This is a genomic window from Actinopolyspora biskrensis, assembly GCF_013408175.1.
Taxonomy (GTDB): domain Bacteria; phylum Actinomycetota; class Actinomycetes; order Mycobacteriales; family Pseudonocardiaceae; genus Actinopolyspora; species Actinopolyspora biskrensis.
This window is the reverse complement of sequence record NZ_JACBYW010000002.1, coordinates 450805-472867: the sequence shown is the minus strand read 5'-3', so window position 1 is coordinate 472867 and position 22063 is coordinate 450805. Positions and strand designations below refer to the sequence as shown.

Genomic DNA, 22063 nt, shown 5'->3' with positions numbered 1-22063 from the left:
GCCTTCCGAACGCTTCAGCGAAGCACGGACTCGATTTCACCCGCGGCCTGGTTGCCGTAAGCCTCGGCGAACCTGGACACGAACGAGCCCTTCTCCACGTCGTATTCCTGGGGACCGTCCGTCTCCAGGGAGGTGGTCGCGAGGGTGCAGCCGAGCTGGATGGAACGCTCCAGGTCCAGCCCGTTCGACAACCCGGCGAGAAAGCCCGCGCGCAGCGCGTCGCCGACACCGGTCGGGTCGCCGACCTGCTTCGGCTTCACCGGCGCGATCTCGATCGTCTTCGCGGAGGCGGACTCGATGCGCACACCGTTCTCGCCCAGCGAAGTGACCCACATGCCGACCTGCTGCAGCACCTCGGCGTGCGAGAGCCCGGTGGTCTGCAGCAGAAGGCTGTGCTCGTACTCGTTGGTGAACAGGTACTTGGCACCCTCCACCAGCTTACGGATCTGCGGACCGTCCATGCGGGCGAGCTGCTGCCCCGGATCAGCCAGGAACTCGTAGCCGCGGTCGCGGCATTCCTGACTGTGCCGCAGCATCGCCTCGGGATCGTTCGCCGAGACGACCACGAGATCCAGGCCGCCCACTCGGTCGGCGATCGGCTTGAGCTCGATCTCGCGCGCCTCGGACATGGCGCCCGGGTAGAACGAGGCGATCTGGTTCTGCGTCTCGTCCGTGGTGCACGTGAAGCGGGCCGTGTGGGCCGTCTTCGAGGTGTGAACCGTGCTGGTGTCGACGCTGTGGCGTTCCAACCAGGTGCGGTACTCGGCGAAGTCCTCGCCGACCGCACCGACCAACAGCGACTTCACGCCGAGTTGGCCGAGGCCGAACGCGATGTTGCCCGCGACACCACCACGGCGGACCTCCAGCTCGTCCACGAGGAACGACAGCGAAACCTGGTCGAGCCGGTCCGCGATGAGCTGGTCGGCGATCTTGCCGGGGAAAGACATCAAATGGTCGGTGGCGATCGAGCCGGTCACCGCAATTTGCACTGCGAAACTCCTTCACCAAGGCCGATGTCGGTGGTCCGCCACCGGCCGGCGGTCATCTGGGGTGAGCGAACCTGGTACTGCTCGCCACGCCGCGGGGCGCGGCTCCCCCGCGCCCCGCGGCGTCGACGATACGTCGCGTATTCGGCTGTCAGAGGCCAGCGGCGTTCTTCAGGGCCTCGACGCGGTTGGTGCGTTCCCAGGGCAGGTCCACATCCGTACGACCGAAGTGGCCGTAGGCCGCCGTCGGCGCGTAGATCGGGTGCAGCAGGTCCAGGTCCCGGATGATCGCCGCCGGACGCAGGTCGAACACCTCGTTGATCGCGGCCTGGATCTTGTCCGGGTCCACGTTCTCGGTGCCGAAGGTCTCCACGAACAGGCCCACCGGCGCGGCCTTGCCGATCGCGAAGGCGGTCTGCACCTCCACGCGGTCGGCCAGCCCGGCGGCCACGACGTTCTTGGCCACCCAGCGCGTGGCGTAGGCCGCCGAGCGGTCCACCTTCGACGGGTCCTTGCCCGAGAACGCGCCACCACCGTGGCGGGCCATCCCGCCGTAGGTGTCGACGATGATCTTGCGGCCGGTCAGGCCGCAGTCACCCATCGGGCCACCCGTGACGAACCGACCCGTCGGGTTCACCAGCAGACGCATGTCCGAGGTGTCCAACCCGACCTTCTCGATCTCCGGGTTGATGACCTTGTCCCGAACCTCGGGGATCAGCTGCTTGTCGAGGTCGACGTCCTCGGCGTGCTGGCTGGACAGCACCGTGGTGTCCAGGCGCACCGGCTGGTCACCGGCGTACTCGACGGTGACCTGGGTCTTGCCGTCGGCACGCAGGTACGGCAGCGTGCCGTCGTTGCGCACGCGGGTCAGCCGACGCGACATGCGGTGAGCCAGCGCGATCGGCAGCGGCATGAGCTCGTCGGTCTCGCTGGTGGCGTAGCCGAACATCAGCCCCTGGTCGCCGGCGCCCTGACTGGCGATCTCGTCGATAGCACCCTCGACGCGGGACTCGTGCGCGGAGTCCACGCCCTGCCCGATGTCCGGCGACTGCGCGTCGATGGAGACGTTGATGCCGCAGGAGTCTCCGTCGAAGCCCTTGGCCGAGTTGTCGTAGCCGATCTCGAGGACCTTCTCCCGCACGATCGCGGGCAGGTCGACGTCGGCCTCGGTGGTCACCTCACCGGCCAGGTGCACCTGCCCGGTGGTGATCATGGTCTCCATGGCCACGCGGGAGCGGGGGTCCTGAGCCAGCATCGCGTCCAGGATCGCGTCGCTGATCGAGTCGGCCATCTTGTCCGGGTGGCCCTCGGTCACGGACTCACTGGTGAACAACCTGCGGTTCATCTCAGTCACGGCTGATCTTCACCTCACTGCTAACTGCTTCGGATCGTTCTTCGTACGCGACGGCTGTCATGCCCTGGCGTGGATGATGCCCCAGGCCAGGCTCCCGCCATTGCCGGCCTGCACCCAGTTGCGCAGCCCGGTCTTCATGTGAGCTCGGTACTCCTCGCCGATGAAGTCGGCAAGCTCGTTCTCCCGGCTCTCCAGCACTTCCAGAACCCGGCCGTAGTGGACGGGCAGGTATTCGCTGAGGTCCTCGAACTCGATGTTCTGCAACCCGAGGCGCGTCAGCTCCCTCCGGTAGAAACCGGGCGAGCCGAGCGAGTCCAGGTGCAGCCTGTCCAGGATGGGACCGAGCTCGTTCTTCTTCGCCGAGTCGGAGGCCATCGGGTCGGTGAACAGCACCGAACCCTTCGGCTTGAGGACCCGGGTCACCTCTTCCATGACCCTGCCGCGGTCACCGCTGTGGAGGAAGGAGTCCTGCGACCAGACCACGTCGAACGCGTTGTCCTGGTAGGGAAGGTCCTCGAAGGAACCGTCGGTCACGTCGATCAGGTGCTCGAGCCCCTCGGCACGAGTGATCTCGCGGTTGCGCTGGTTCTCCACCTCGCTGAGGTTGAGGCAGGTGACGTGGCAGCCGTAGGTCCTGGCCAGGTACCGCGCGGCTCCGCCGTAGCCGGCACCGAGATCCAGAATCCTGGTTTCGGGGCTGATGTCAACCTTGCTCGCCATCCGCTGGACAGTGCGCTCACTGGCGGTGGCGATGTCCTCCTGCGGCGTCTGGTACAGCCCGACGTGGATGTCGTTGCCGCCCCAGACGTGGTAGTAGAAGTTGTCCGCGTCCTCGGAGTTGTAGTAGTCCCGCGCGGTGTGCACCGCGTTCGAGTACATGTCGACGAACTCGTCCTCGGTGCGGTAGCTCTTCTCCGCGACGTGGATGTAGAAGTCGGGCTCGTCTTCTCCGTAAGTTTCCTGGAAGTCACCGTAGGTGTCAATCCTCTGGAAACCGACCTCACGCATGAGCCGCCGCATGTAGTCTTTCCGCAGCGGATACATGTTCAGGAAGAATTCGGACTTGTCCGGGAACGTGTACTTGAACCGCGCCAGTCCGTCGTCGATGTGGTCGGGCTCCGCGGAAACGTCCTCACCGGCGTAGTAATACGTGTGCTTACTGGAGAAGCCGGTGTCAAGAATGGAGTCGTAGTTTCGCTGGTCGATGATCAGGACACCGTCGTGCTTGAGCATCGCGTAGAACTCCGCCAGCGTCTTGCGCCGGTCCCGCTCCGAGAACAGGTGGGTAAAGGAGTTGCCCAGGCAGATGATCGCGTCGTATTCGCCGTGCACGTCGCGGTTGAGCCAACGCCAGTCCGCGTTGACCACACGCAGAATGTGACCGTTGTAGGCCAGTCCGTTACTGAAGGCCTTGGCCAGCATCTGCGGGCTGCCGTCCGCGCTGACGGTCTCAAACCCCTCCTCGAGCAGCCGGACCGAGTGGAAACCGGTCCCGGCCGCCGCGTCCAGCACGGTCTTGACACCGCGTGCGCGCAATTGATCGATGAAGAAGCTGCCCTCGCTTTCGTAGCGCTTCTTCCAATCGATCAGATCGTCCCACTTGTCGACAAAACCACCGACGTACTCATGCGTGTAGTGATCAGTGTCGCGTACTTCCAACGGATTGTCGCCGAACGTCTGCTGCTCGCGGCGCACCGGGTCCTGATCGTCCCCTTCCTGGTCACCACGGACAAGATCGTCCACGCTCTTGGTCATACTCAGCTCCCACTCGCGTTGGTCAAGCGCCACTGCATCGCTCGGAACCGCGGCGAATTCGCCGCCCCGAGCTCTCACGGGCGCGCCGGGTCACCTCACACAAGGGGCACGCCGGACCGATGCGGGCAGCCGGACTAGCGGGCCGCGCGCTGGCATCGATCAGCACACTCGGTCGGCACCTTTGCCGTCCGATCCCGGCGCAGATTCCGTACGCCGAGAACCCAACTTAGGCGCATTCACGAAAAATGCAACAGCAAATAGCTGTGACCCTAATCATAAAAATGGGATGATCGCGTGATTCGAGCAGTTACCCAGGGTGAAAAAATCCGCTCTCACCTGGAAGGATTCACTCATTCACTTCCCGGGTCACGATCCGACAAAGGCAATCGCCCGATAGTTGTCGTACAATGCGCGTGCGCAGCATATACCATAAGCGACACGCCGGGTGCAAGCGTACGATTCGATGAATCACGCCCCCGGACCGCGACTTCACGCCCTATTCTTTATTCGCTGCTGCCCGTTCCATCGGCAGCGAGAGCACGGATGTTACGCTCAAGCTCCGATGACGGTGAGACACCCCACCACCAATCGCGGCGCCCGACTTTCGCGCAGGTCACGGCACTTCCGGGGCGGTCCCGGCGTGCGACTCCCCCTTCGCGCCCCCTGAGGAAATTCTTCGGACGGCCCACGACTTCTCCTTTTCTACTTTTCAATTGTCGACAATCCGCATAATTGATTGTGCTGGATTCGTGCGTGATTACTCGTGGGCCGAACGGGCGTCGCCCCGGGGACCGTTCCCCGCGTCACGGTCGCGCCGGACACGGAGAACGGCGGCCGGCCTCACCCCTTCAGCTCGGGGAAGTCCTCTTCCCGGAACTCGGCGCCCGCGGCGCGTCCCTCCTCCGCGGGGCCGTCCCGCTCCCTCGAACGCAGCTCCACGCGACGGATCTTGCCCGAGATCGTCTTCGGCAGCTCGTCGAACTGCAGCCTGCGGATCCGCTTGTAGGCGGCCAGCTGCTCCCGCGCGTAGCGCAACACGCTCAGGGCCGTGTCACTGTCGCCCGGGTACCCCGCCGTCAGCACGACATAGGCCTTCGGGACGGCCAGTCGAACCGGGTCGGGAGCGGGCACCACGGCGGCCTCGGCCACGGCCGGGTGCTGCAGGAGCACGCTTTCCAGCTCGAAGGGCGAGATCCGGTAGTCCGAAGCCTTGAACACGTCGTCGGTGCGTCCGACGTAAGTGATGTATCCGTCCTCGTCCACGTGCCCCACGTCACCCGTGTGGTAGTAGCCGTCGCGCATCACCTCGGCGGTTTGCCCCTCGTCGGAGTAACCGCTCATCAGCCCCACGGGAGGCGGATCGAGCGCCAGGCAGATCTCCCCCTCCGCGGCGCGCTCCCCGGTCGCCGGGTCCACCAGGGCCACGTCGAAGCCGGGAAGGGGCCTGCCCATGGACCCCTCCTTGACCGGTAGCCCCGGGGTGTTCGCGACCTGCACGCTGCTCTCGGTCTGACCGAACCCGTCCCTGATCGTCACCGACCACTCCCGGGCGACCTGTTCGATCACCTCGGGGTTGAGGGGCTCGCCCGCGCTGACGACGCTACGCGGAGGCCGGCTCAGACGTCCGAGGTCGGACTGGATCAGCATCCTCCAGACGGTCGGCGGCGCGCAGAAGCTCGTGACCCCGCAGCGGGACATCTCGTCGAGCAACCGCTCGGGGTCGAAGCGCTCGTAACCGTGCACGAACACGGTCGCCTCGGCGTTGAACGGCGCGAACACGCAACTCCAGGCGTGCTTCGCCCAGCCGGGGGAGGAAATGTTGAGATGCACGTCACCCGGACGCAGCCCTATCCAGTACATCGTGCTGAGATGTCCGACCGGGTACGACACGTGGGTGTGCTCGACCAACTTGGGCAGCGCGGTGGTCCCCGAGGTGAAGTACAGCAACAGCGGATCGTCCGCGTGGGTGACCCCTTCCGGGACGAACCGCTCGTCGGAACCCGCGCTGTCGGCGTAGTTCACCCAACCGCTCGTCTCCTCGCCGACGGCTATCCGCGTGTAGTCGCCCTCGACGTCGGCGAACTTGGCGACGTGCTCGGTACCGGTCACCACGTGGTTCGCCCGGCCGCGCTCCACCCGGTCCCGCAGCTCACCCGGCCCCAGCAACGGTGTGGCTGGGATGGTCACCACACCGAGCTTCATGGCGGCCAGCAGGGTCTCCCAGAGTTCCACCCTGTTGTCGAGCATGAGTATCAACCGGTCGCCGCGCACGGCTCCCAGCCCGCGCAACCAGTTCGCCACCCGGTTGGAACGCTTCGTCAGCTCGGCGTAGGTCACCCCGTCCTCCCCGCCGTCCGGACGTGTGATCCAGAGCGCCAAGCGGTCGGTGCGCCGCCCTATGGTGTCGAACCAGTCCAGGGCCCAGTTGAACCGCTCGGGCCTGGGCCAGCGGAACCCGGCGCGGGCCGCCTCGTGGTCCGCTCCGTTCCGCAGCAGGAAGTCCCTGGCCCGGCGGAACTGCTCGGTAGCCGTGTCGTCGCTGTCTTCCCCCTCTCCGACGTCGGACGGCCCGAACGCGGTGGTCTCGACCATTCCCAACCACTCTCCACAGTCGAAAACGTTTCCGCACCGGATCGTGCGGCGGATCTCACAAGTTAACCGCGCCGTCCTTTCGGAGCCATACCGCTCCGACCGGCGGACGAAACCAGCACTCTCCGCGCATGTGCGGACACGTTCGATCACGGCGGACGAGCGGGTTCCGGGGCGTTCCGGGCACGGGGTCTCGCGCCCGCGGCTCCACCGGGCACTACACCCGGTCCGGCCCCCCGAGACCGCTGCTGGATCTCCGGAGCCCCGCACGCGTAAGGTGGCTGTGTGCCCGATCACGTCACGATCCCCACCGCCGCGGGAAAGTTCGACGCTCTCGAAGCCGGACCCCCGGACGAACACGGCGTGCTGCTGCTGCACGGCTTCCCCGAGTCGGGGCTGCAGTGGCAGCGGCAGCTCGTCGCCCTCGCGGAAGCCGGCTATCACGCGATCGCCCCGGACCAGCGCGGTTACTCTCCCGACGTGCGGCCGGAACGCGTCACCGACTACCGGATGGAGGAGCTCGTCGGCGACGTTCTCGCCATCGCGGACCGACTGGGATGGGAGCGCTTCGACCTGGTCGGCCACGACTGGGGAGCCGCGGTGGCCTGGTCGGCTGCCGGGGCCGTTCCGGAGCGGGTGACCACGCTGTCCGCCCTGTCGATCCCCCATCCGGAGGCTTTCGGACAGGCCCTCGCACACGACCCGGACCAACAGCGCAGGTCGGCCTACATGCGTCTTTTCCGCTCCGAGGACGCGGAACGCACTCTGCTGGACGAGGACGCGGCCAGGATCCGCGAGCTGTTCGGGGACAGGGTTCCCGACGAGCACGTAACGGCGTACCTGGAGAGAATGCGCACGCCCGGGGCGCTCACGGCGGCGCTGAACTGGTACCGGGCCGTGCGGCACAGCGGCGCGGTGGGCAGTATCACCGTTCCCACCCTCTACGTGTGGAGCACCGAGGACAGTGCCGTGGGCGCACGGGCGGCCGAGGCGACCGCCGACTACGTCGCGGGCGAGTATCGGTTCGAGATCCTGGACGGCGTCTCGCACTGGATGGCGGAGGAAGCTCCCGAACAGGTCAACGAACTGCTGCTGGAGCACATCGGGGGCCACCGGAGCTGATCCCGTCCGGAAACTCCTCCGATTCCCGGTCGACTAGGTTTCGTCCACCAGGCTGTGGCGCACGGCGAGACTGACCGCCTCCAGGCGCGAGTGCACTCCCATCTTGGTCAGCAGTCCCTGCACATGAGTCCGCACCGTCGCATCGGAGACCCCCAGGTCCCTGGCCATGGTCTTCGTGTGCGCCCCGCTCACCAGCAACCGCAGGCACTCCCGCTCCCGAGGAGTGAGCTCTTCGAACAGCACCTCGTCACCGAACGCCACGCCGTCCGCGTTGCGCTCCACCGCCAGCGCGGGCAGCCGGGTCACCGGTTCTCCGGCCGAGACCTTGCGAACCGCCTCCACCAGAGCGGTCAGTCCGCACATCTTGTTGACGTACCCCGCGGCTCCCGTGCGCATCGCACGCCGAATCGCCGCGGTCTCGCGGTCAGCCGTGAGCAGCACCAGGCGCATCCGCGGGCCGCCCACCTTCACGACCTCGTCCAGCGAGTCCAGCACGTCTCCGTCGGCGAAGAACCTGTCCAGCAGGCACACATCGGGCCGGTTCCCACGCACCATCTCCAATGTGCCCTCGATGGTGTCCGCCGTGCCCACCACCTCGATACCTCGTTGCGGCAACACGGTCGTCAACGCGTCCACGAAAACCGTGTGATCGTCCCCGAGAACCAGTCGAGCCATCGCTTACCCCCTCAGCGCCGTAGGCCACGTTCCACGAGGCGGCTCGACACCGCACGCGGAGGAACCGATCTCCACCGACTCCACCAGCGAGCCGCACCGGACGTGTTCCGGCGTAACCGGCGGACCTCCCACACCGACGCGCCGAGCTGATCATCCGCGCATCGATCCGTCCGTACCGGATTCGTTGGATTCGATACCCCAGTTGTACCTGTTCACGGAACCGCATGCACTTTATGTTACTTATTCACTTCGTTCGGTGTTCGGGTCCGCCGTCCACGTAGACCCCCTCCAGAACCCGGACGAGCGTGTCGAGGTCGAAGCGCTCGTCGACCCGCTTTCTCCCCGCCGCCCCCATCGCCTCGCGCTCGGCGGGGGAGTCCAGCAACCTCGCCAACGCCCCGGCCAGCAGTTCCGGGCGCTCGGGTGGGACGAGCAGCCCCGTGGTTCCCGCCGTCACCAGATCGGGGACCGCGTTCACGTCCGTGGCCACCACGGGAACCCCGCACCGCATCGCTTCGGCCAGGGCCAGCGGAAGTCCTTCGTACCTGCTCGGCAGGACGAACACGTCGAAGGCGGGAAGCAGCTCCGGAACGTCCGAACGTTGCCCCAGCAGAATGAAGTCCCCGGCGAGTTCGCTCTCGACCAACCGGGAGACCGGCGCGCGCCGGTCCCCGTCCCCCACCCAGACGCCGCTGACGTCGTCGCGGCCCAGCAGGGCCAGCGCCGTGACGAAGTCCTCCGGGGCCTTCTGGTAGGTGAGCCTCCCCACCGCCCCGACCAGCAGACGGTCGTCGGAGATCCCCAGAGCGCGGCGGGCACGTCGTCCGGACACCGGATCGGCGCGGGGAGCAGCCCGGGAAACGGGCACGCCGATGGTGCGCACCCGGTCCGGTCCGACCAGAGCACGTCGGAGCGCCTCGGAGGTCACCGCGGAACCGACGCACAGGGCCACATCGGTGATCCCACCGAGGGCCCGCTCGACGAGGACGTAACTCCCCCGGCGGAGCGCGCTCTGAAAGGGGTGGAACGGAAAGCCGTGGTAGGTGTGCACCACGCGCCGCGTCCCCGCCCACCACGCGGCCGCACGGCCCACGGCTCCGGCCTTGGCCGTGTGGGTGTGCACGACGTCGAACCCCCGCTCCGCGAACAGCGTGCGGAGGCGCCACAGCGCCAACAGGTCACACCCGGGGTGGACGGGTTTGCACAGCGCCGGTTCGATCACGACCGGAACTCCCGCCTTCCGCGCCTGTTCCACCAACGCCCCGCCCCCACCGGTGACTATGGTGACCGGGCAGTGCCTCTCGACCAAGGCCACCGCCGAACGCAGTGCCACGACCCCGGCCCCGCCCTCCAGTCGCGTGATCACCGTGGCGACACCGTTCTCCGGCACGGGAATCCGCCGCCGAACGCGTTTCGACCTTCGTCCGGGCACCCCCCGCACGAGACGTCCGCCGCTCATACGGGGTCCCCGCGGGCGGCCCCCTGAACGGGCTTCGGTTTCGCGGCGGTGTCCGCCGCGGAGCGGGCCAACGTCACGGCTTCCAGCTGGCTGTGCACATTCAGCTTGCCCAGAATGCTGCGCGTGTGCGTACGCACGGTCTGCACCGAGATGAACAGCTCCTCGGCGATCCGCCAAGCACGCTTCCCCTCGACCATCCCGTCCAGCACGTCGCGCTCCCTGGAGCTGAGCACGTCCAACGGTCCACCGCCCGCGGCTGCGGTCCTGACGTCCTCGCGCAACGAGCGCAGCACCATCCCCAGCACCTCGGGGGGGTACCACCCCTCCCCGCGGTGCGCGCCACGGATCACCGTCACCAACTCGGTGATCCCGCGTTCCTTGGGCACCCACGCGGCCACGCCCGCGCGTGCGGCCTCCACGGCCAGTGCGGGCCGCGAGTGCGAAGCCAGCACCACCAGGGGAGTCCCGGGGAACGTCTCGCCCAGGAAACGCAGCACTTCGGGCGCTCGGGCGCCGAACGGAGCGACGTCGATCGTTACCACGTCCGGACGCGTCGCGGCCGCTTTACCCGGCAGGTCCACCTGGGCCGGATCGGCGCTACCGGCCACCCACAGATCCGGCACGGTGGACAGACACTGCCCGAGTGCCTCGACGAACATCCGTTGTTCGTCCAACAGCAACAGGCGCAGCATTCTCTCGCCCCCAGGAAGGCTCAACACCCGCGTTCGCAGCGGTCACACAACGGATTCTGCCGCAGGTGACCCACGATCGCAGGACGTCGCCACGGACGGCGGCGACGTGCTAGGGGCCGCCGCAGGAGGCCCCGCGCTCCGCTGCGCCCCCTGAGACCCCGTTCCGGGACCCGCGTCTCGGTCCCGAGTGGGCGGCTCGGGCAAGCCGAGGCGCTCCGGCGGTGCTCAGCCCCCCGCCGTGGGATCCGGTCCGGCCGCGGCTGCTCCCCTCCGCACCGGAGCACGCCGTCCCGGACTGCGCCAACGCCCCGTGGACCTGGTCAGCCAGGCCATCGGCAGGGTGTACAGCGACAGCGAGCAGTCCAACACGCGCAGCACCAGAAAGAAGCCCCCGAAAAGCAGGAAGCGCGGTTTCCGCATCACCACCGCCACCAGCAGGCTCAGTGACAGATCGACCACGACCACCCCGAGCACCAGCCCCAGCGGAGAGACGTGTCCGGTGACCGTCTCGTAGAGCGGGCCGAGCACGGGGACCCCGGTCACGACGGGGAACAGTCTCGGCAGGAACAGCACCAGCAGCACCACGGGGAAAAGCACCATCATCAGGCTGCTGGTGACCAGTTCCACCAGCAGCAGGAACAGCATGCAGCTGAACAGGTTGACCCGCGGCCGGTGACGACGCACCGTCTGCCACAGCCCCAGCGCCCACCTCCTGGTCTGACGCACGTAGTCCCCGAGGTTGTCCGGGTCCTGGGTGATCGCCACCGCCTTCGGCGTGAACCCCACCTTGCCGAGCCCTTTCTGGTAGACCTCGAAGGTCATGTTGAAGTCCTCGATCACCAGCCCGGGAGGGTCCATGTCGATGTACGGCAGGACCGCCGTGCGGTACATGCTGGCGAACCCGGGCACGATGTGCGTCGCGTTGCACCGCAGCCAGGTCTGGCCGAACTTGAGCAGGTACTGCCCCAGCGCGTAGATGCGCTGCCTGTGACACACGAGCAGCCTGCCGAGAACGGACAGGCCGGACCGGTCCCAGTCGCTGCGGACGAACCCGGCCACGGCCGCCACCTCGGGATTGTCGAACAGGGGCAGCGCCGCGCGGAAGTAGTTCCCGTCGAGCCTGGTGTCGGCGTCGAGCAGCAGCACGATCGGGTAGCGCTCGACCAGGCCGAAACGTTCGACCGCCTCCCGCAGGGCGCCCGCCTTGCCGACGTTGGCATGGGTGCTGATCACGTTCACTCCGGCCCGCTCGGCGAGTTCGACCGTCCGGTCCGTGGAGCCGTCGGAAACGACGTGGATGTTGCTCCTCGGCACGAGAGCGGTCACCGACTCGAGACTCTCGCTTATCACGAGCTCCTCGTTGTGCGCCGGCATGAGCACGGCCACCCGGTCCACCCCGATGCTCCCGCACGGCGGGTCGTCGTGTCGCCGGTTCCTCCGCCTTTCCGGCAGCGCGGACCAGACATCCCGCAAATCGGCCAGGGCGCGCAACAACCAGGATCTCCACGACACCCGGCTGCGTAACCACCCTCCGCAGGCGACCGTCGCACGCAGCAGCCCGATCCCGCCCCAGAACATGAAGTTCGCACCGAACACCAGCACTGCCATGAGCCACCACGGAACCACCGCAGTCACCTCCACCGGGGACGAGCCGGACCTCGCAGAGGCTTTCCGGTCGAGTTGTCGGTTGGATCGGGATTTCCCCTTCGACGCTGACCACCCTCCCCATCGGCACCGTTGCGGGAGGTCCCGCTCAGCAGCCCCCTGCGACGGTCCGAACGGAAGGCATCAGTCAGCCCCCCTCTTCCTGGGGCCGCCCGCCCCGGGGAAGGTCCGCCGCAGCCTGGTCCAGGTCTCCGGGTCCGCGGCACCGTACATCCACAGGTAGACCCCTCCTATCCCGGCGCGATCGGCCACTTCGAACTTCGCCAGCGAGCTGGCCGCGTTCTCGAACCAGACCTCGTGCCGTTCGCCCTCCGCGTCGGTGTACCGGAACCACGGCGTCCTGCTCGACTCGTCGAACCGGACTCGGGCATCGTGCTCCTCTGCCGAACGCACGGCCTCCGACCAGGTGACCGGCTTCCCCCGTCCCCCGGACCAGTCGTAGCCGTAGAGCGGGACCCCCAGGACGATCTTCTCGGGCGGGATGGTCTTTCGCGCGTAAGCCAGCACCTCGCGTATCCAGTCCACAGGGGCCACCGGCCCTGGCGGCGAAGTGGACCAGTGCCTGTCGTAGCCCATCAGCCGGACCTGGTCGGCGGCACGGCCGACAGCCGCGTAGTCCTGGGCCGCGTTGCGCTGGTCGTAGCCGTTCTCGGAGGCCTTCGCGAACAGCGCCACCGAAAGAGATCTGTCGTGGGCGTGCAGCGCGTCGGCCAACCGCCGGACGAACTCGCTGAACGCGGCCCGGTCCCCCGCTCTCAGCTCCTCGTAGTCGATGTCGACACCGGCGTAGTCGTTGGTCAGCACCAGGTCAACGATCTCCCGCACGTGCTCCTGCATGCGCCGGGGATCGTGCAGCATCGGAGCCACGGAGCCGTAGGACCACTTCCCGTTGGTCATGTTCGCCACGGTCGGGGTGAAACGCAGCTCGGTCCGCCTGATGCGGCCCATCGTGGACTCCGCGTCCGCGGCCCGGTCACGTGGTATCTGGTTGACCACCCCACCTCGTGAGTCCAGCCCGTACATCCACGGCGAGATCTCGCTGAACACCTCGCTGTGCCGCAGCACCGTCTCCTCCCCCCGGTCCAGGTTCCAGAAGGGCAGCGCGGCGACCACGTCGGTGCTCGGGGCACGCGGACGCGACTCCGGTTCGGAACGCACCGACAGCAGTAGCAGCACCAGGGCGAGGGACAGCACGAGCACGGTCGCGAACACACCGATGCCCCGGGGGGAGGCGGCGCCGAAACGCCCAGGGCTCCGGGAATCACCGCGCATCAACGTTCCCCAATCCTCGGGTCAGCCACTGTGCACGCTCCGCGGAGAAGTGACCGTGTTGTTCCGCGCGGCTCGCGTGTGCTCGTCGACGATCGCGCGGATGATCGAATCGAGATCGTGAGCGGGACGGAAACCGACCAGCTGCCGCGCCAGAGCGCAGTCGGGAACCCGCCGCAGCATGTCCTCGTAACCGGAGCCGTAAACCGCTTCGTAGGGGCTGTGCTCGATTCCGCTGTGCGAACCGGTCAGCGCGATCACCCGGTGCGCCAGCTCCGTTATGGAAACCTGCTCGGTGCTGCCGAGGTTGACGGCCCGGCCGCGTGCCTCCCGCGTCCCGAGCAGCGCCACCATCGCCGGGACCACGTCGGCCACGTGGCAGAAGCAGCGGATCTGCTCCCCCGTGCCGAAGACCGGGAGCGGCTTGCCGTGCAGGGCCTTGGAGACGAAACGGGGCAGCACCATGCCGTACCTGCCGCTCTGCCGCGGCCCCACAGTGTTGAACAGGCGCACGATGACGGCCCACATCCCGCGTTCGGCGACGTAGGCCTGGATCAGGCTCTCGTCGATGGCCTTGGCCTCCGAATAGGACCACCGGGACTTCAACGGGGAACCGACGACGCGGTCGTCCTCTTCGGTGAGGCCGACCTTGTCGTTCTTGCCGTAGATCTCGCTGGTGGAGGCGAGCAGGACCCGCGCGCTGTTCCGCCGCGCCGCCTCCACCACGTGCTGGGTTCCGTGAATATTGGTGAGCAGGCTGTCCAGGGTGCGGTCGCGGATGACGAACGCGCCCACGGCGGCGGCCAGGTGAAAGACCACGTCACAACCGGCAACGGCGTCCTCCACGATGTCCCGGTCGAGCACACTGCCGTGGATCCGGCTCAACCCGCCGTCGACGTCGGCCCCCAGGTTGCGCCAGTCGCCGGTGCTCTCGTCGTCCAGCGCGACCACCGCGTGTCCCTCGTCCAGCAGATAGCGCACCAGGTGCGATCCGACGAACCCCGCGGCTCCGGTGACCACGGCCCTCATCCGTGCACCCCCTGTCCGGCGGCGGGACCGGCCGCGGTCTCCGCGGTCTCCGCGGTCCCACGGTCGAGCGGTTCTTTCCGCTTAGCGAGCAACCGCTCGTACAAACCGTCGATCCGTTCGGTCACCGCCTCCATGCCGTAGAGTTCGCGCAGCCGGGGAACCTGCGCACGCGGTCTGGCCGCGTCCAGCTCCTTCCGCAGCGCAGCACGCAGTCCTTCCGGATCCCCCGGCACTTCGACGGCACGGTCCGTGTCGACGCCGTCCAGGGCCGGGCACGTGGTGTAAAGCGCGACCAGCCCGTTGGCCAGGGCCTCCAGCACGGAAAGCCCGAAGGTCTCCTGCTTCGAGCAGGCGACGAAAAGGTCGAAGGCCGAGAGCGCCGCGGCCACGTCGCTGCGCTGCCCCGCGAACACCACCCGATCGGCCACGCCGTGCTCGCGCGCGATTCCCTCCAGTCGTTGCCGCTCGGGTCCGTCCCCCACCAACAGCAGCCTGGTGTTCTCGTCGAGCAACGGGGCCGCCGCTTCGATGAGCAGGTCGAAACGCTTGTTCGGGTCGAGCCTGCCCAGCACTCCCACCACACGATGGTGTTCGGACAGTCCGAGCTCCTCACGGGTGCGGGAGCGTGCCGCCGGGTCGAAGGTCACCCGGTCGAAGTCGATCCCGTTGGGAACCACCCGTATCTTCCTGCCGGGAACTCCCCACTGCCGCAGTCGCTCCGCCACCGTCTCCGAAACCGCGATCGTGGTGTGCGCGCACCTGTCGGTCGCCAGGTAGAGCAGCCGCACCCCGGTGCTCATGCGTCTGCGCTCGAGGTGGGTCTCTCCTATGGAGTGCTCGGTGGCGACGATGACCGGCACACCGGCCGACCACGCGGCGATCCGGCCGTAGACGCAGGAGCGGTACAGATGGGTGTGCACCGCGTCGAAGCGACGAGCACGCATCAGGGAGCGCAGCCGCCCCAGGGCGCTGATCTCCGTGTTGCTGGACATGCCCAGGTCGTGCACGGTGACCCCGGCCTCGGAGATCATCTCGGCGACCTCACCCGCGTTGTACAGCGCCGCCACCTCGCACTCGTGTCTGCTGCGCCGCACCAGTTCGTACAACTGCAGTTCGGCACCGCCGACCTTCAACCCGGTGATCACGTGTAGGACTCGCACTGTTGCCCTCCTCGTAGTCGCTGACCACCCGGCGGAACCCGGCCAGCACGGCTCCCGCCGTGCGGGCGAGAACCACCAGGTCCATCCACGGTGACCAGTACTCGACGTAGTGGTTGTCGAAACGGGCCCTTTCGGTGATGGAGGTGTCTCCGTGCAACCCGTGCACCTGAGCCCATCCCGTGATCCCGCCCCGCACACGGTGTCGATCGGCGTAGTGGGGGATCGTCTCGGCGAACCGCACGGCGTAGTAGGGCCGTTCGGGACGCGGGCCGACCAACGACATGCCGCCACGCAGCACGTCCAACAACTGCGGTAACTCGTCCAGGTGCGAACGACGCAGCCAGGTGCCCAACCGGCCGCACTGCTCCGGTGACGGTCTCCAGCCGAGATGCTGTCCGACCGCCGGGGCGACCGTGCGCAATTTCGTCACCCTGACAATAGCTCCTTCCCTGGTGACCCTTTCCTGGCGGAACAGGACCGTTCCACCGCTACTCCACCGCACGGCGGTGGCGAGCACCGACAGCAGCGGAGCGACCAGCACCAGCAGCACCGAAGCGAGCAGACAGTCGAAGAGGCGTTTGACCGCCCGCGCCGCCACGGTGTGCGCGGACCGCCTGATCGGCAGCAGCGGAATGCCCCACACCTCGTCCAGGGCGGCCCTCGGCACCGCGAGCCCGAGTTCCGGCAGCCGGGGGACCACGCAGAAGTCCACCGACAATGCGCGACAGCGTCGCACCACATCGGTGACCTCCGCCGTGCTCTCCCCGGACGGGCAGAGCACCACGCGGGTGACCCGATAGCGGCGGACGAACACGGCCAACTCGGCCGGGTCCCCCAGCACCTCGGGTTCGGAGCGCCTCCCCTCCGTCCGGTCCAGGAACCCCACGAAGCGCAGGCCGAGCTCCGGGCGTTTTCCGACCGCCTCGGCGAGCGCGCCGGCGGGGTCCGAACGCCCGACGATCAGGACCGGTTCGGACAGCTCCCCCCGCCTGTGCAGCGAACGCAGCACGACAGCGGCCGTCGCACGCATGCAGAGGAGCGCACCGGCGGCACACGCCCCGACCAGGAGCAGACGCCGAGCGGACGACCAAGGCAGGAAAGCGAGCAACGGCAATGCGGTGGCGACCAGGGCGTTTCCCACGTCGTCGGACACTCTCCGGCACAACCGGAGACGATGCGCCCCACGAACAGCCAGGATCGCCAGTACGCCGCAGGAGTAGGAGAACGCCGCCAGCACTCCCACACGAAGCAGCACCAGCACCGCGCACAGCGCCACCACGTCGGTGCACGGGAGCAACCGACCGGGCAACAGGCGGATCCAGTTCGCGGACAACGGAGTCTCGGCGGATCGAACCGCCCGCGACGCCCTCCCGAGGTCGCCGGGCTCGGCAGCTCGATCCACACGGAGCGGTCCTCCGGCACCTCCCCGCCGCGGAACGAGCTGCCAGCTCATCTGCCCGCCCCCGGCATCACGGAAACCCCGCGCTCACGGGCCGGGGAGATCCGTGCCGTGACGGCGCGGGAGGCGTGGTCGGCACCGTAGACGAACCGCATCACCGGCCCGAAGGTCGGCGCCACGGCGGGACCGACGAAGAACAGCCCGGCAACGTCGGACTGGTAGTCCGCACCGACCCGAGGGGTGCGGTCCAGCGTGGTCACCTTGCCCCGGAGCTCGGGATCGAGGAACGACAGCTTGGCGATGTCCGGGCGGTAACCGGTGGCGCTGATGACGTGGTCGACCGAGAGCGTGGTGGTCTCGCTGCCGCGGCGCAGCCCGAGCCGCACCCTGTCCCCCGTCGGGTCCGCCCAGTCCACCTGCCGTTGCAGCAGCAGTGGAATTCGTCCGTCCACCCTGTCCCTCAACCACCAGGCACCCGCGGGCCCCAGCGCGGTGCGTGCCAGCCGGACCCTGGTCGTTGCGGGCAACCTGCGGAAAAGCTCGGGGTGCTCGGAATAGAACCAGGTCGCCCAGCCGGTTCCCAGCCCGGCCTCCGGCTCGCGGAGCCGACGTCGCAGGCTTCTCTCCTCGGTCGGCGGCAACCCGTTCCACACTATTCCGTTCCTGCGCGCGACGATCCGGACCGAGGCACCGGACTCCCGCAGCAGGGCCGCCGTCTCCAGGGCGGACTGTCCCGCCCCCAGCACCGCGACCTCGCGATCACGGAACACTCCCAGATCGACATGGGCGCTGGCGTGCGAGGAGAGATGCGCAGGCAGCTGGGAGAGGACGTCCGGAACCCGCACGAAGTGCTCCACCCCGGTGGCCACGACCACGTGCCGCGCGGTGGCCACGCGCCCGTCCGTCAGTTCGAGCTCGTAGCGGTCGCCGTTCCGGCGGAGGTGCTCGACCAGCACCTGTTCCACGTCGGGAGCGTGGTTGCGCTCGAACCAGGTGCCGTACTCGAGGAACGTGTCCAGGGAGACCGGAACTCCGATGTCCGCGTAGGCACGCCCGGTCTCCCGGCAGAACCTCTCCAGGGTGTGCGTGGAGTTCGGGTCGGAAAGGCTGCAGGCGAACCCCTGCGACTTCAGGTACATGCCGCGCGGCATCGCGGTGCGCCACAGGTTCAGCGGCACTCCGAACTGACGGTAACTGACGCCCGCCGCCCGGAGGTGCGCGGCCAACGACAGCCCGTACGGACCGGCGCCGATGACGGCTACGTCGACTGTCTCGTTCATCCTCGGACCCCCTCAACTCCGTGCTTCGCCCCACCCGATCTCCTGCCGGGCGACGCGCTGTTCGAGATACCGGCGGCACGACCGCTGTAAAACCTCGGCGGAGAGGTCCGCCCACTGCCCGCGGCGCGACGCGGAACACGGCGTGTCAGCGCCCTCCAGCCCGTGCGCAGGCACATCAATCCGAACGGAACGAGATCGTCCCGCGCGAACCAGGCCGTCTCCTCAGTCCCGCGCACCGACGCCACCCATTCCCCGAGAGTGAACCGGCCGCTGCGCCAACCGCCGAAGGCGGCCAGTGGCTCGTAGTTCTCCACCACGAATCGGCGCTCCCGCACCGGTGCCATCTCCGGTACCGGTTGCCCGGTCAGGTCGAGGTAGGCGGCCACGGAGAGATCGAACCCGGATGTGTCGCTGAAGAGCCTGAACTGGGCCCCCAGCCGGGGATTGCAGTCGAGGAGTTTGTAGTGACCGTCGCGCGGATCCCAACGCCAGTCCATGTCCACGATGCCGCGGTAGTCCGTCCTCCGCAGCAGCTCGGTCGCGGTTCGCTCCAGTTCCGGATTGGCGACCCAGCGCCCGAAACTGGTCAACCCGGCCGGACTGGGATAGGAGCGCTCCTTCAAGCCGGTGCACCCCGCGACCTCGTTCGAACCGACGCCCCGGTAGCCGTGGAAGAACCAGTCCTGACCCCTCCCCGCCTCACCGGCCCCCACGGGCAGGAACTCCTGCAGCACCAGGGGCTGGCCCGCTTTCTCGTACAGCTCCGCCAGTTGCCCGGGGCCGTGGATCACGCTCGTGCTCGGCGGGCGCGGACGTCCGGAGGCCAGCCACGGCATCGCCAGTTTCGCCACCAGGGGATATCCCACCGCGGAGGCGAACGCGCGTGCTCTCGGCCAGGTCGTCACCGTCTCGGTGTCGGGGCTCGGAATCCCGTGACCGCGGCACAGTCGGTGCAGAGTGTCCTTGCCGGCGAACTTGCGGGGCAGCTCGGTGGGAGGACGCGGGAACAACAGCCACGGGTGCAGTCGCTCGGACTGCTCGGCGAGCAGAATGGCCCCCACGTCGTCGGTCGGCAGCACCACCGCGGGCCGTCCCAGCCGCTCCGCGATCCGCGCGAGTCCGTCCACCACGTCGTCCGTCGGCGCTGCTCCGGTGCGCCACCTCCAGTGCCCGTGCAGGTAACGCGAACGTGCCGCCGGAACGAACGGGTCCTCGCAGACCCCGTACACGGGGACTCCGAGCCTGCCCAGTCCTCGAATCACTCCCAGACCACCGTGGTGGAACGGGTTGTCGTCCAGTTTGAGCACCACGGCCGGAGTGGTCGTGTCGATCTCCGCTGTCCACTGTCGCGGGATGTCTCGTCGAGCGCGCATGGTGGCCCCCTCACAGCAGCAGCCGGTGTGGAACCCGGTCGAACCGATAGGTGGCGTCCAGCACGAGCGGATAATCGATTACCCAGTCGTAGTCGACGCCGGGATGAACCGTGTGGATCAGCACGAGGTCCCACTTCTCGTCCTCCGGGTTTTCCTCGCTGATCAGTTCGGTTCCGTCGGAGAGCTCGAGACGCGGCACCAGCGGATCGTGGTAGCCGACCTCGATCCCCGCGTCGACCAACCCGGACAGAATGGGCAGGGCCGGTGATTCGCGCAGATCGGCCACCCCGGCCTTGTAGCTGACCCCGACCAGCAGGACCCCCGGCCGCTCCGAGTGCTGCCCGTGCTCCCGCAGCAGCTCGTCGACGCGGCGAACCACCTGCTGCGGCCGCTGCCTGATCTCGTGCATCACCCGTTCGAGCAGCGGAGCCCGGCTTCCCCGGTCACGCAGCTGCCACAACAGGTAGTACGGATCACAGGGGATGCAGTGCCCACCGACTCCCGGACCCGGAAACCCGCCGAGGAAACCGTACGGTTTGGTTCCCGCGGCCAGGGTCACCTCGATGGGGTCCAGGGACAGCTCCCGGCACACCTCGGCGAACTCGTTGGCCACGGCCAGGGTGACGGCCCGGAACACGTTCTCGTACAACTTGGTCAGCTCCGCCGCCTCGGGAGAGCTGACCAGGAAGACCGACTCGGTCACGCAACTGATCACGCTCGCGGCCCGCTTGGAACAGCTCTCGGTCACTCCGCCCACCACACGCGGCGTGTCCTGCTGGCGGTGATCCGGGTTTCCCGGGTCTATGCGCTCGGCGCTGAACGCGACGTGGACGTCGCGTCCCACTTCGAACCCCCGTGCCCGCAACGGTCCGAGCAGCAGCTCCCTGGTGGTGCCCGCGTAGCTGGTCGAGGTCAGAATCACCGTCTGACCGGTGCGGGCGTGTTCGGCCACGTCCACGCACGCGCGGCGCAGCGCGCTCAGGTCCGGTGTGTCGTCGGCCCCGACCGGGGTGGGAACGCAGATGACGACGGCCTCGGCGGACCCGAGCAGCGCACTGTCCGTGGTGACCCGGATCCCGCCGCTTTCCAGCTCCGAGCTCAGCAGGGCACGGTCGGACTCGGCCAGTTCGACGTCGCCCGCCAGGATGGCGTCCAAACGCGAACCGCTCACGTCGATACCCGTGACCCCGACGCCCTTCGAGCGGAACTCGACCACGGTGGGCAGCCCCACGTAGCCGAGTCCGACCACCGCCACGGAATCCGGTGCCGTCGCAGGCCGTCCCGTTCCCGTGTCCTGCACGGCGGAGTAACTCACCAGCCGGTCGGCGAACTCGTGTTCCCGGCCGTTGACCGCCAATGAGAGCGGAAAACCTTCCACGGTCCCTCCCCGGGTCGACGGTGCCACGTCGTCACGCGAATCGACGATGACACCTCGTCGGGGCCTTCCACCTCATACGCCGTGGTGAGAATGTCTACCCACTCGGGAGGAACCCACCCGTTTCCACGCCGCGCGCCACCTCTTGGCCTCGATCCGGGGACCGTTGTCCCGATCACCCACGTAGATCCTGGGCAGCGCGAACACGCTTCCCCCGGGGGGAGGCCGGACGGCACAGGCGTAGGAGTAACCGGCCGCCCGCACCTCCTCCTCCGTGTCCCCGTCGAGGTCCCCGTAGGGATAGCAGAAACCGGCGACCTCGTCCTGCAGCAGTTCCTCGAGCTCGACACGGCTGCGGTGCACTTCGTCGGCCATCCCGGAGAAGGGCAACGTGGACAGCGGTTGGTGCAGCAGGCCGTGCGAGCCCACTTCCATCCCCTGCTCGGCCACGTTCCGGATCTGGTTCGCCGTCATCAGCGGTTTGGTCGGACCGCCGCCGTCCCAGCCGTTGTGCCCACCGAGACGGCCGGGCAGCACGAAGACGGTCGCCGTGAACCCCTGTTCGCGCAGGGCCGGGACCACGGTGGTTTCGAAGTCGACGTAGCCGTCGTCGAAGGTGAGACCTACCAGTCCACGCGCGTTCCCGGCACGGTGCGCGCGGAGGAGCCGACTCATCCCGACCCCGGTCCACCCCCGGAGCCGGAGCCAACGCAGCTGACGCGCGAACCGCGCGGGGCGCACGGTCACCCGGTAGGGATCGCTGTCGTACTCCGCCACGGAGTGGTACATCAACACCGGCGGCAGCCGGAGCTGCGCTCGCTGCTCCACCACGGTTTCCGGATCGGTCATGGTCCCCCCACTACAGCGACTGCGCGGGGGAA

General features: G+C 68.1%; 17 protein-coding genes. 1 reads left to right on the top strand and 16 read right to left on the bottom strand.

The window, feature by feature from the left end; translation table 11 throughout:
- Positions 1–14 precede the first annotated feature (14 nt).
- The 4 genes from FHR84_RS07795 to FHR84_RS07780 all read right to left on the bottom strand — a co-directional run bounded on the left by FHR84_RS07795 (position 15) and on the right by FHR84_RS07780 (position 6687).
- Positions 15–989, bottom strand: a complete 975-nt coding sequence (locus FHR84_RS07795; RefSeq protein ID WP_179534775.1) for a PfkB family carbohydrate kinase — start codon at positions 987–989, stop codon at positions 15–17.
- Positions 990–1137: 148 nt separating this feature from the next.
- Positions 1138–2331, bottom strand: a complete 1194-nt coding sequence (gene metK, locus FHR84_RS07790) for a methionine adenosyltransferase (RefSeq protein ID WP_179534918.1) — start codon at positions 2329–2331, stop codon at positions 1138–1140.
- Positions 2332–2397: 66 nt separating this feature from the next.
- Positions 2398–4095 (bottom strand): glycine/sarcosine N-methyltransferase, encoded by a 1698-nt coding sequence (locus FHR84_RS07785; RefSeq protein WP_179534774.1) that lies wholly within the window; start codon positions 4093–4095, stop codon positions 2398–2400.
- Positions 4096–4935: 840 nt separating this feature from the next.
- Positions 4936–6687, bottom strand: a complete 1752-nt coding sequence (locus FHR84_RS07780; protein WP_179534773.1) for an AMP-binding protein — start codon at positions 6685–6687, stop codon at positions 4936–4938.
- Positions 6688–6969: 282 nt separating this feature from the next.
- On the opposite strand from FHR84_RS07780, the gene FHR84_RS07775 reads away from it, so the two are divergent.
- Positions 6970–7806, top strand: coding sequence for an alpha/beta fold hydrolase (locus FHR84_RS07775; RefSeq protein WP_179534772.1), 837 nt, complete (start codon positions 6970–6972; stop codon positions 7804–7806).
- Between the two features lie 33 nt (positions 7807–7839).
- Here the strand turns inward: FHR84_RS07775 and FHR84_RS07770 are convergent, their stop codons facing one another.
- The 12 genes from FHR84_RS07770 to FHR84_RS07715 all read right to left on the bottom strand — a co-directional run bounded on the left by FHR84_RS07770 (position 7840) and on the right by FHR84_RS07715 (position 22031).
- Positions 7840–8481: a LuxR C-terminal-related transcriptional regulator gene (locus tag FHR84_RS07770; RefSeq protein WP_179534771.1), complete on the bottom strand. Its 642-nt coding sequence runs from the start codon at positions 8479–8481 to the stop codon at positions 7840–7842.
- 244 nt (positions 8482–8725) lie between these two features.
- Complete coding sequence (locus FHR84_RS07765; RefSeq protein ID WP_179534770.1) at positions 8726–9871, bottom strand: glycosyltransferase; 1146 nt, start codon at positions 9869–9871, stop codon at positions 8726–8728.
- Between the two features lie 65 nt (positions 9872–9936).
- The gene (locus tag FHR84_RS07760) at positions 9937–10632 is read right to left on the bottom strand and encodes a LuxR C-terminal-related transcriptional regulator (RefSeq protein ID WP_179534769.1); all 696 of its coding nucleotides are present in this window, start codon (positions 10630–10632) and stop codon (positions 9937–9939) included.
- A gap of 225 nt (positions 10633–10857) precedes the next feature.
- Positions 10858–12258: a glycosyltransferase family 2 protein gene (locus FHR84_RS07755; protein ID WP_343075191.1), complete on the bottom strand. Its 1401-nt coding sequence runs from the start codon at positions 12256–12258 to the stop codon at positions 10858–10860.
- A gap of 162 nt (positions 12259–12420) precedes the next feature.
- Positions 12421–13569, bottom strand: a complete 1149-nt coding sequence (locus FHR84_RS07750) for a glycosyl hydrolase family 18 protein (RefSeq protein WP_179534768.1) — start codon at positions 13567–13569, stop codon at positions 12421–12423.
- Between the two features lie 21 nt (positions 13570–13590).
- A complete protein-coding gene (locus FHR84_RS07745; protein ID WP_179534767.1) occupies positions 13591–14595 on the bottom strand; it encodes an NAD-dependent epimerase/dehydratase family protein in 1005 nt (334 codons plus the stop codon).
- Positions 14592–15755 (bottom strand): glycosyltransferase, encoded by a 1164-nt coding sequence (locus tag FHR84_RS07740; RefSeq protein WP_343075190.1) that lies wholly within the window; start codon positions 15753–15755, stop codon positions 14592–14594. Before FHR84_RS07740 ends, FHR84_RS07745 begins: the two co-directional genes overlap by 4 nt.
- The gene (locus FHR84_RS07735) at positions 15637–17088 is read right to left on the bottom strand and encodes an exopolysaccharide biosynthesis polyprenyl glycosylphosphotransferase (RefSeq protein ID WP_246300317.1); all 1452 of its coding nucleotides are present in this window, start codon (positions 17086–17088) and stop codon (positions 15637–15639) included. Before FHR84_RS07735 ends, FHR84_RS07740 begins: the two co-directional genes overlap by 119 nt.
- A 116-nt stretch (positions 17089–17204) precedes the next feature.
- On the bottom strand, positions 17205–18434 hold the full coding sequence (locus tag FHR84_RS07730; RefSeq protein WP_179534765.1) for an FAD-dependent oxidoreductase: 1230 nt from the start codon (positions 18432–18434) through the stop codon (positions 17205–17207).
- Entirely contained in the window at positions 18431–19807 is a 1377-nt protein-coding gene (locus tag FHR84_RS07725) for a carboxylate--amine ligase (protein ID WP_218862345.1), read from the bottom strand. The genes FHR84_RS07730 and FHR84_RS07725 overlap by 4 nt, the downstream gene beginning before the upstream one ends.
- A 10-nt stretch (positions 19808–19817) precedes the next feature.
- Positions 19818–21185 carry a nucleotide sugar dehydrogenase gene (locus FHR84_RS07720; protein ID WP_179534764.1) on the bottom strand — a complete coding sequence of 456 codons (1368 nt, stop codon included), beginning with the start codon at positions 21183–21185 and terminating at the stop codon, positions 19818–19820.
- A gap of 72 nt (positions 21186–21257) precedes the next feature.
- Positions 21258–22031, bottom strand: coding sequence for a polysaccharide deacetylase family protein (locus FHR84_RS07715; RefSeq protein WP_179534763.1), 774 nt, complete (start codon positions 22029–22031; stop codon positions 21258–21260).
- Positions 22032–22063: the final 32 nt, after the last annotated feature.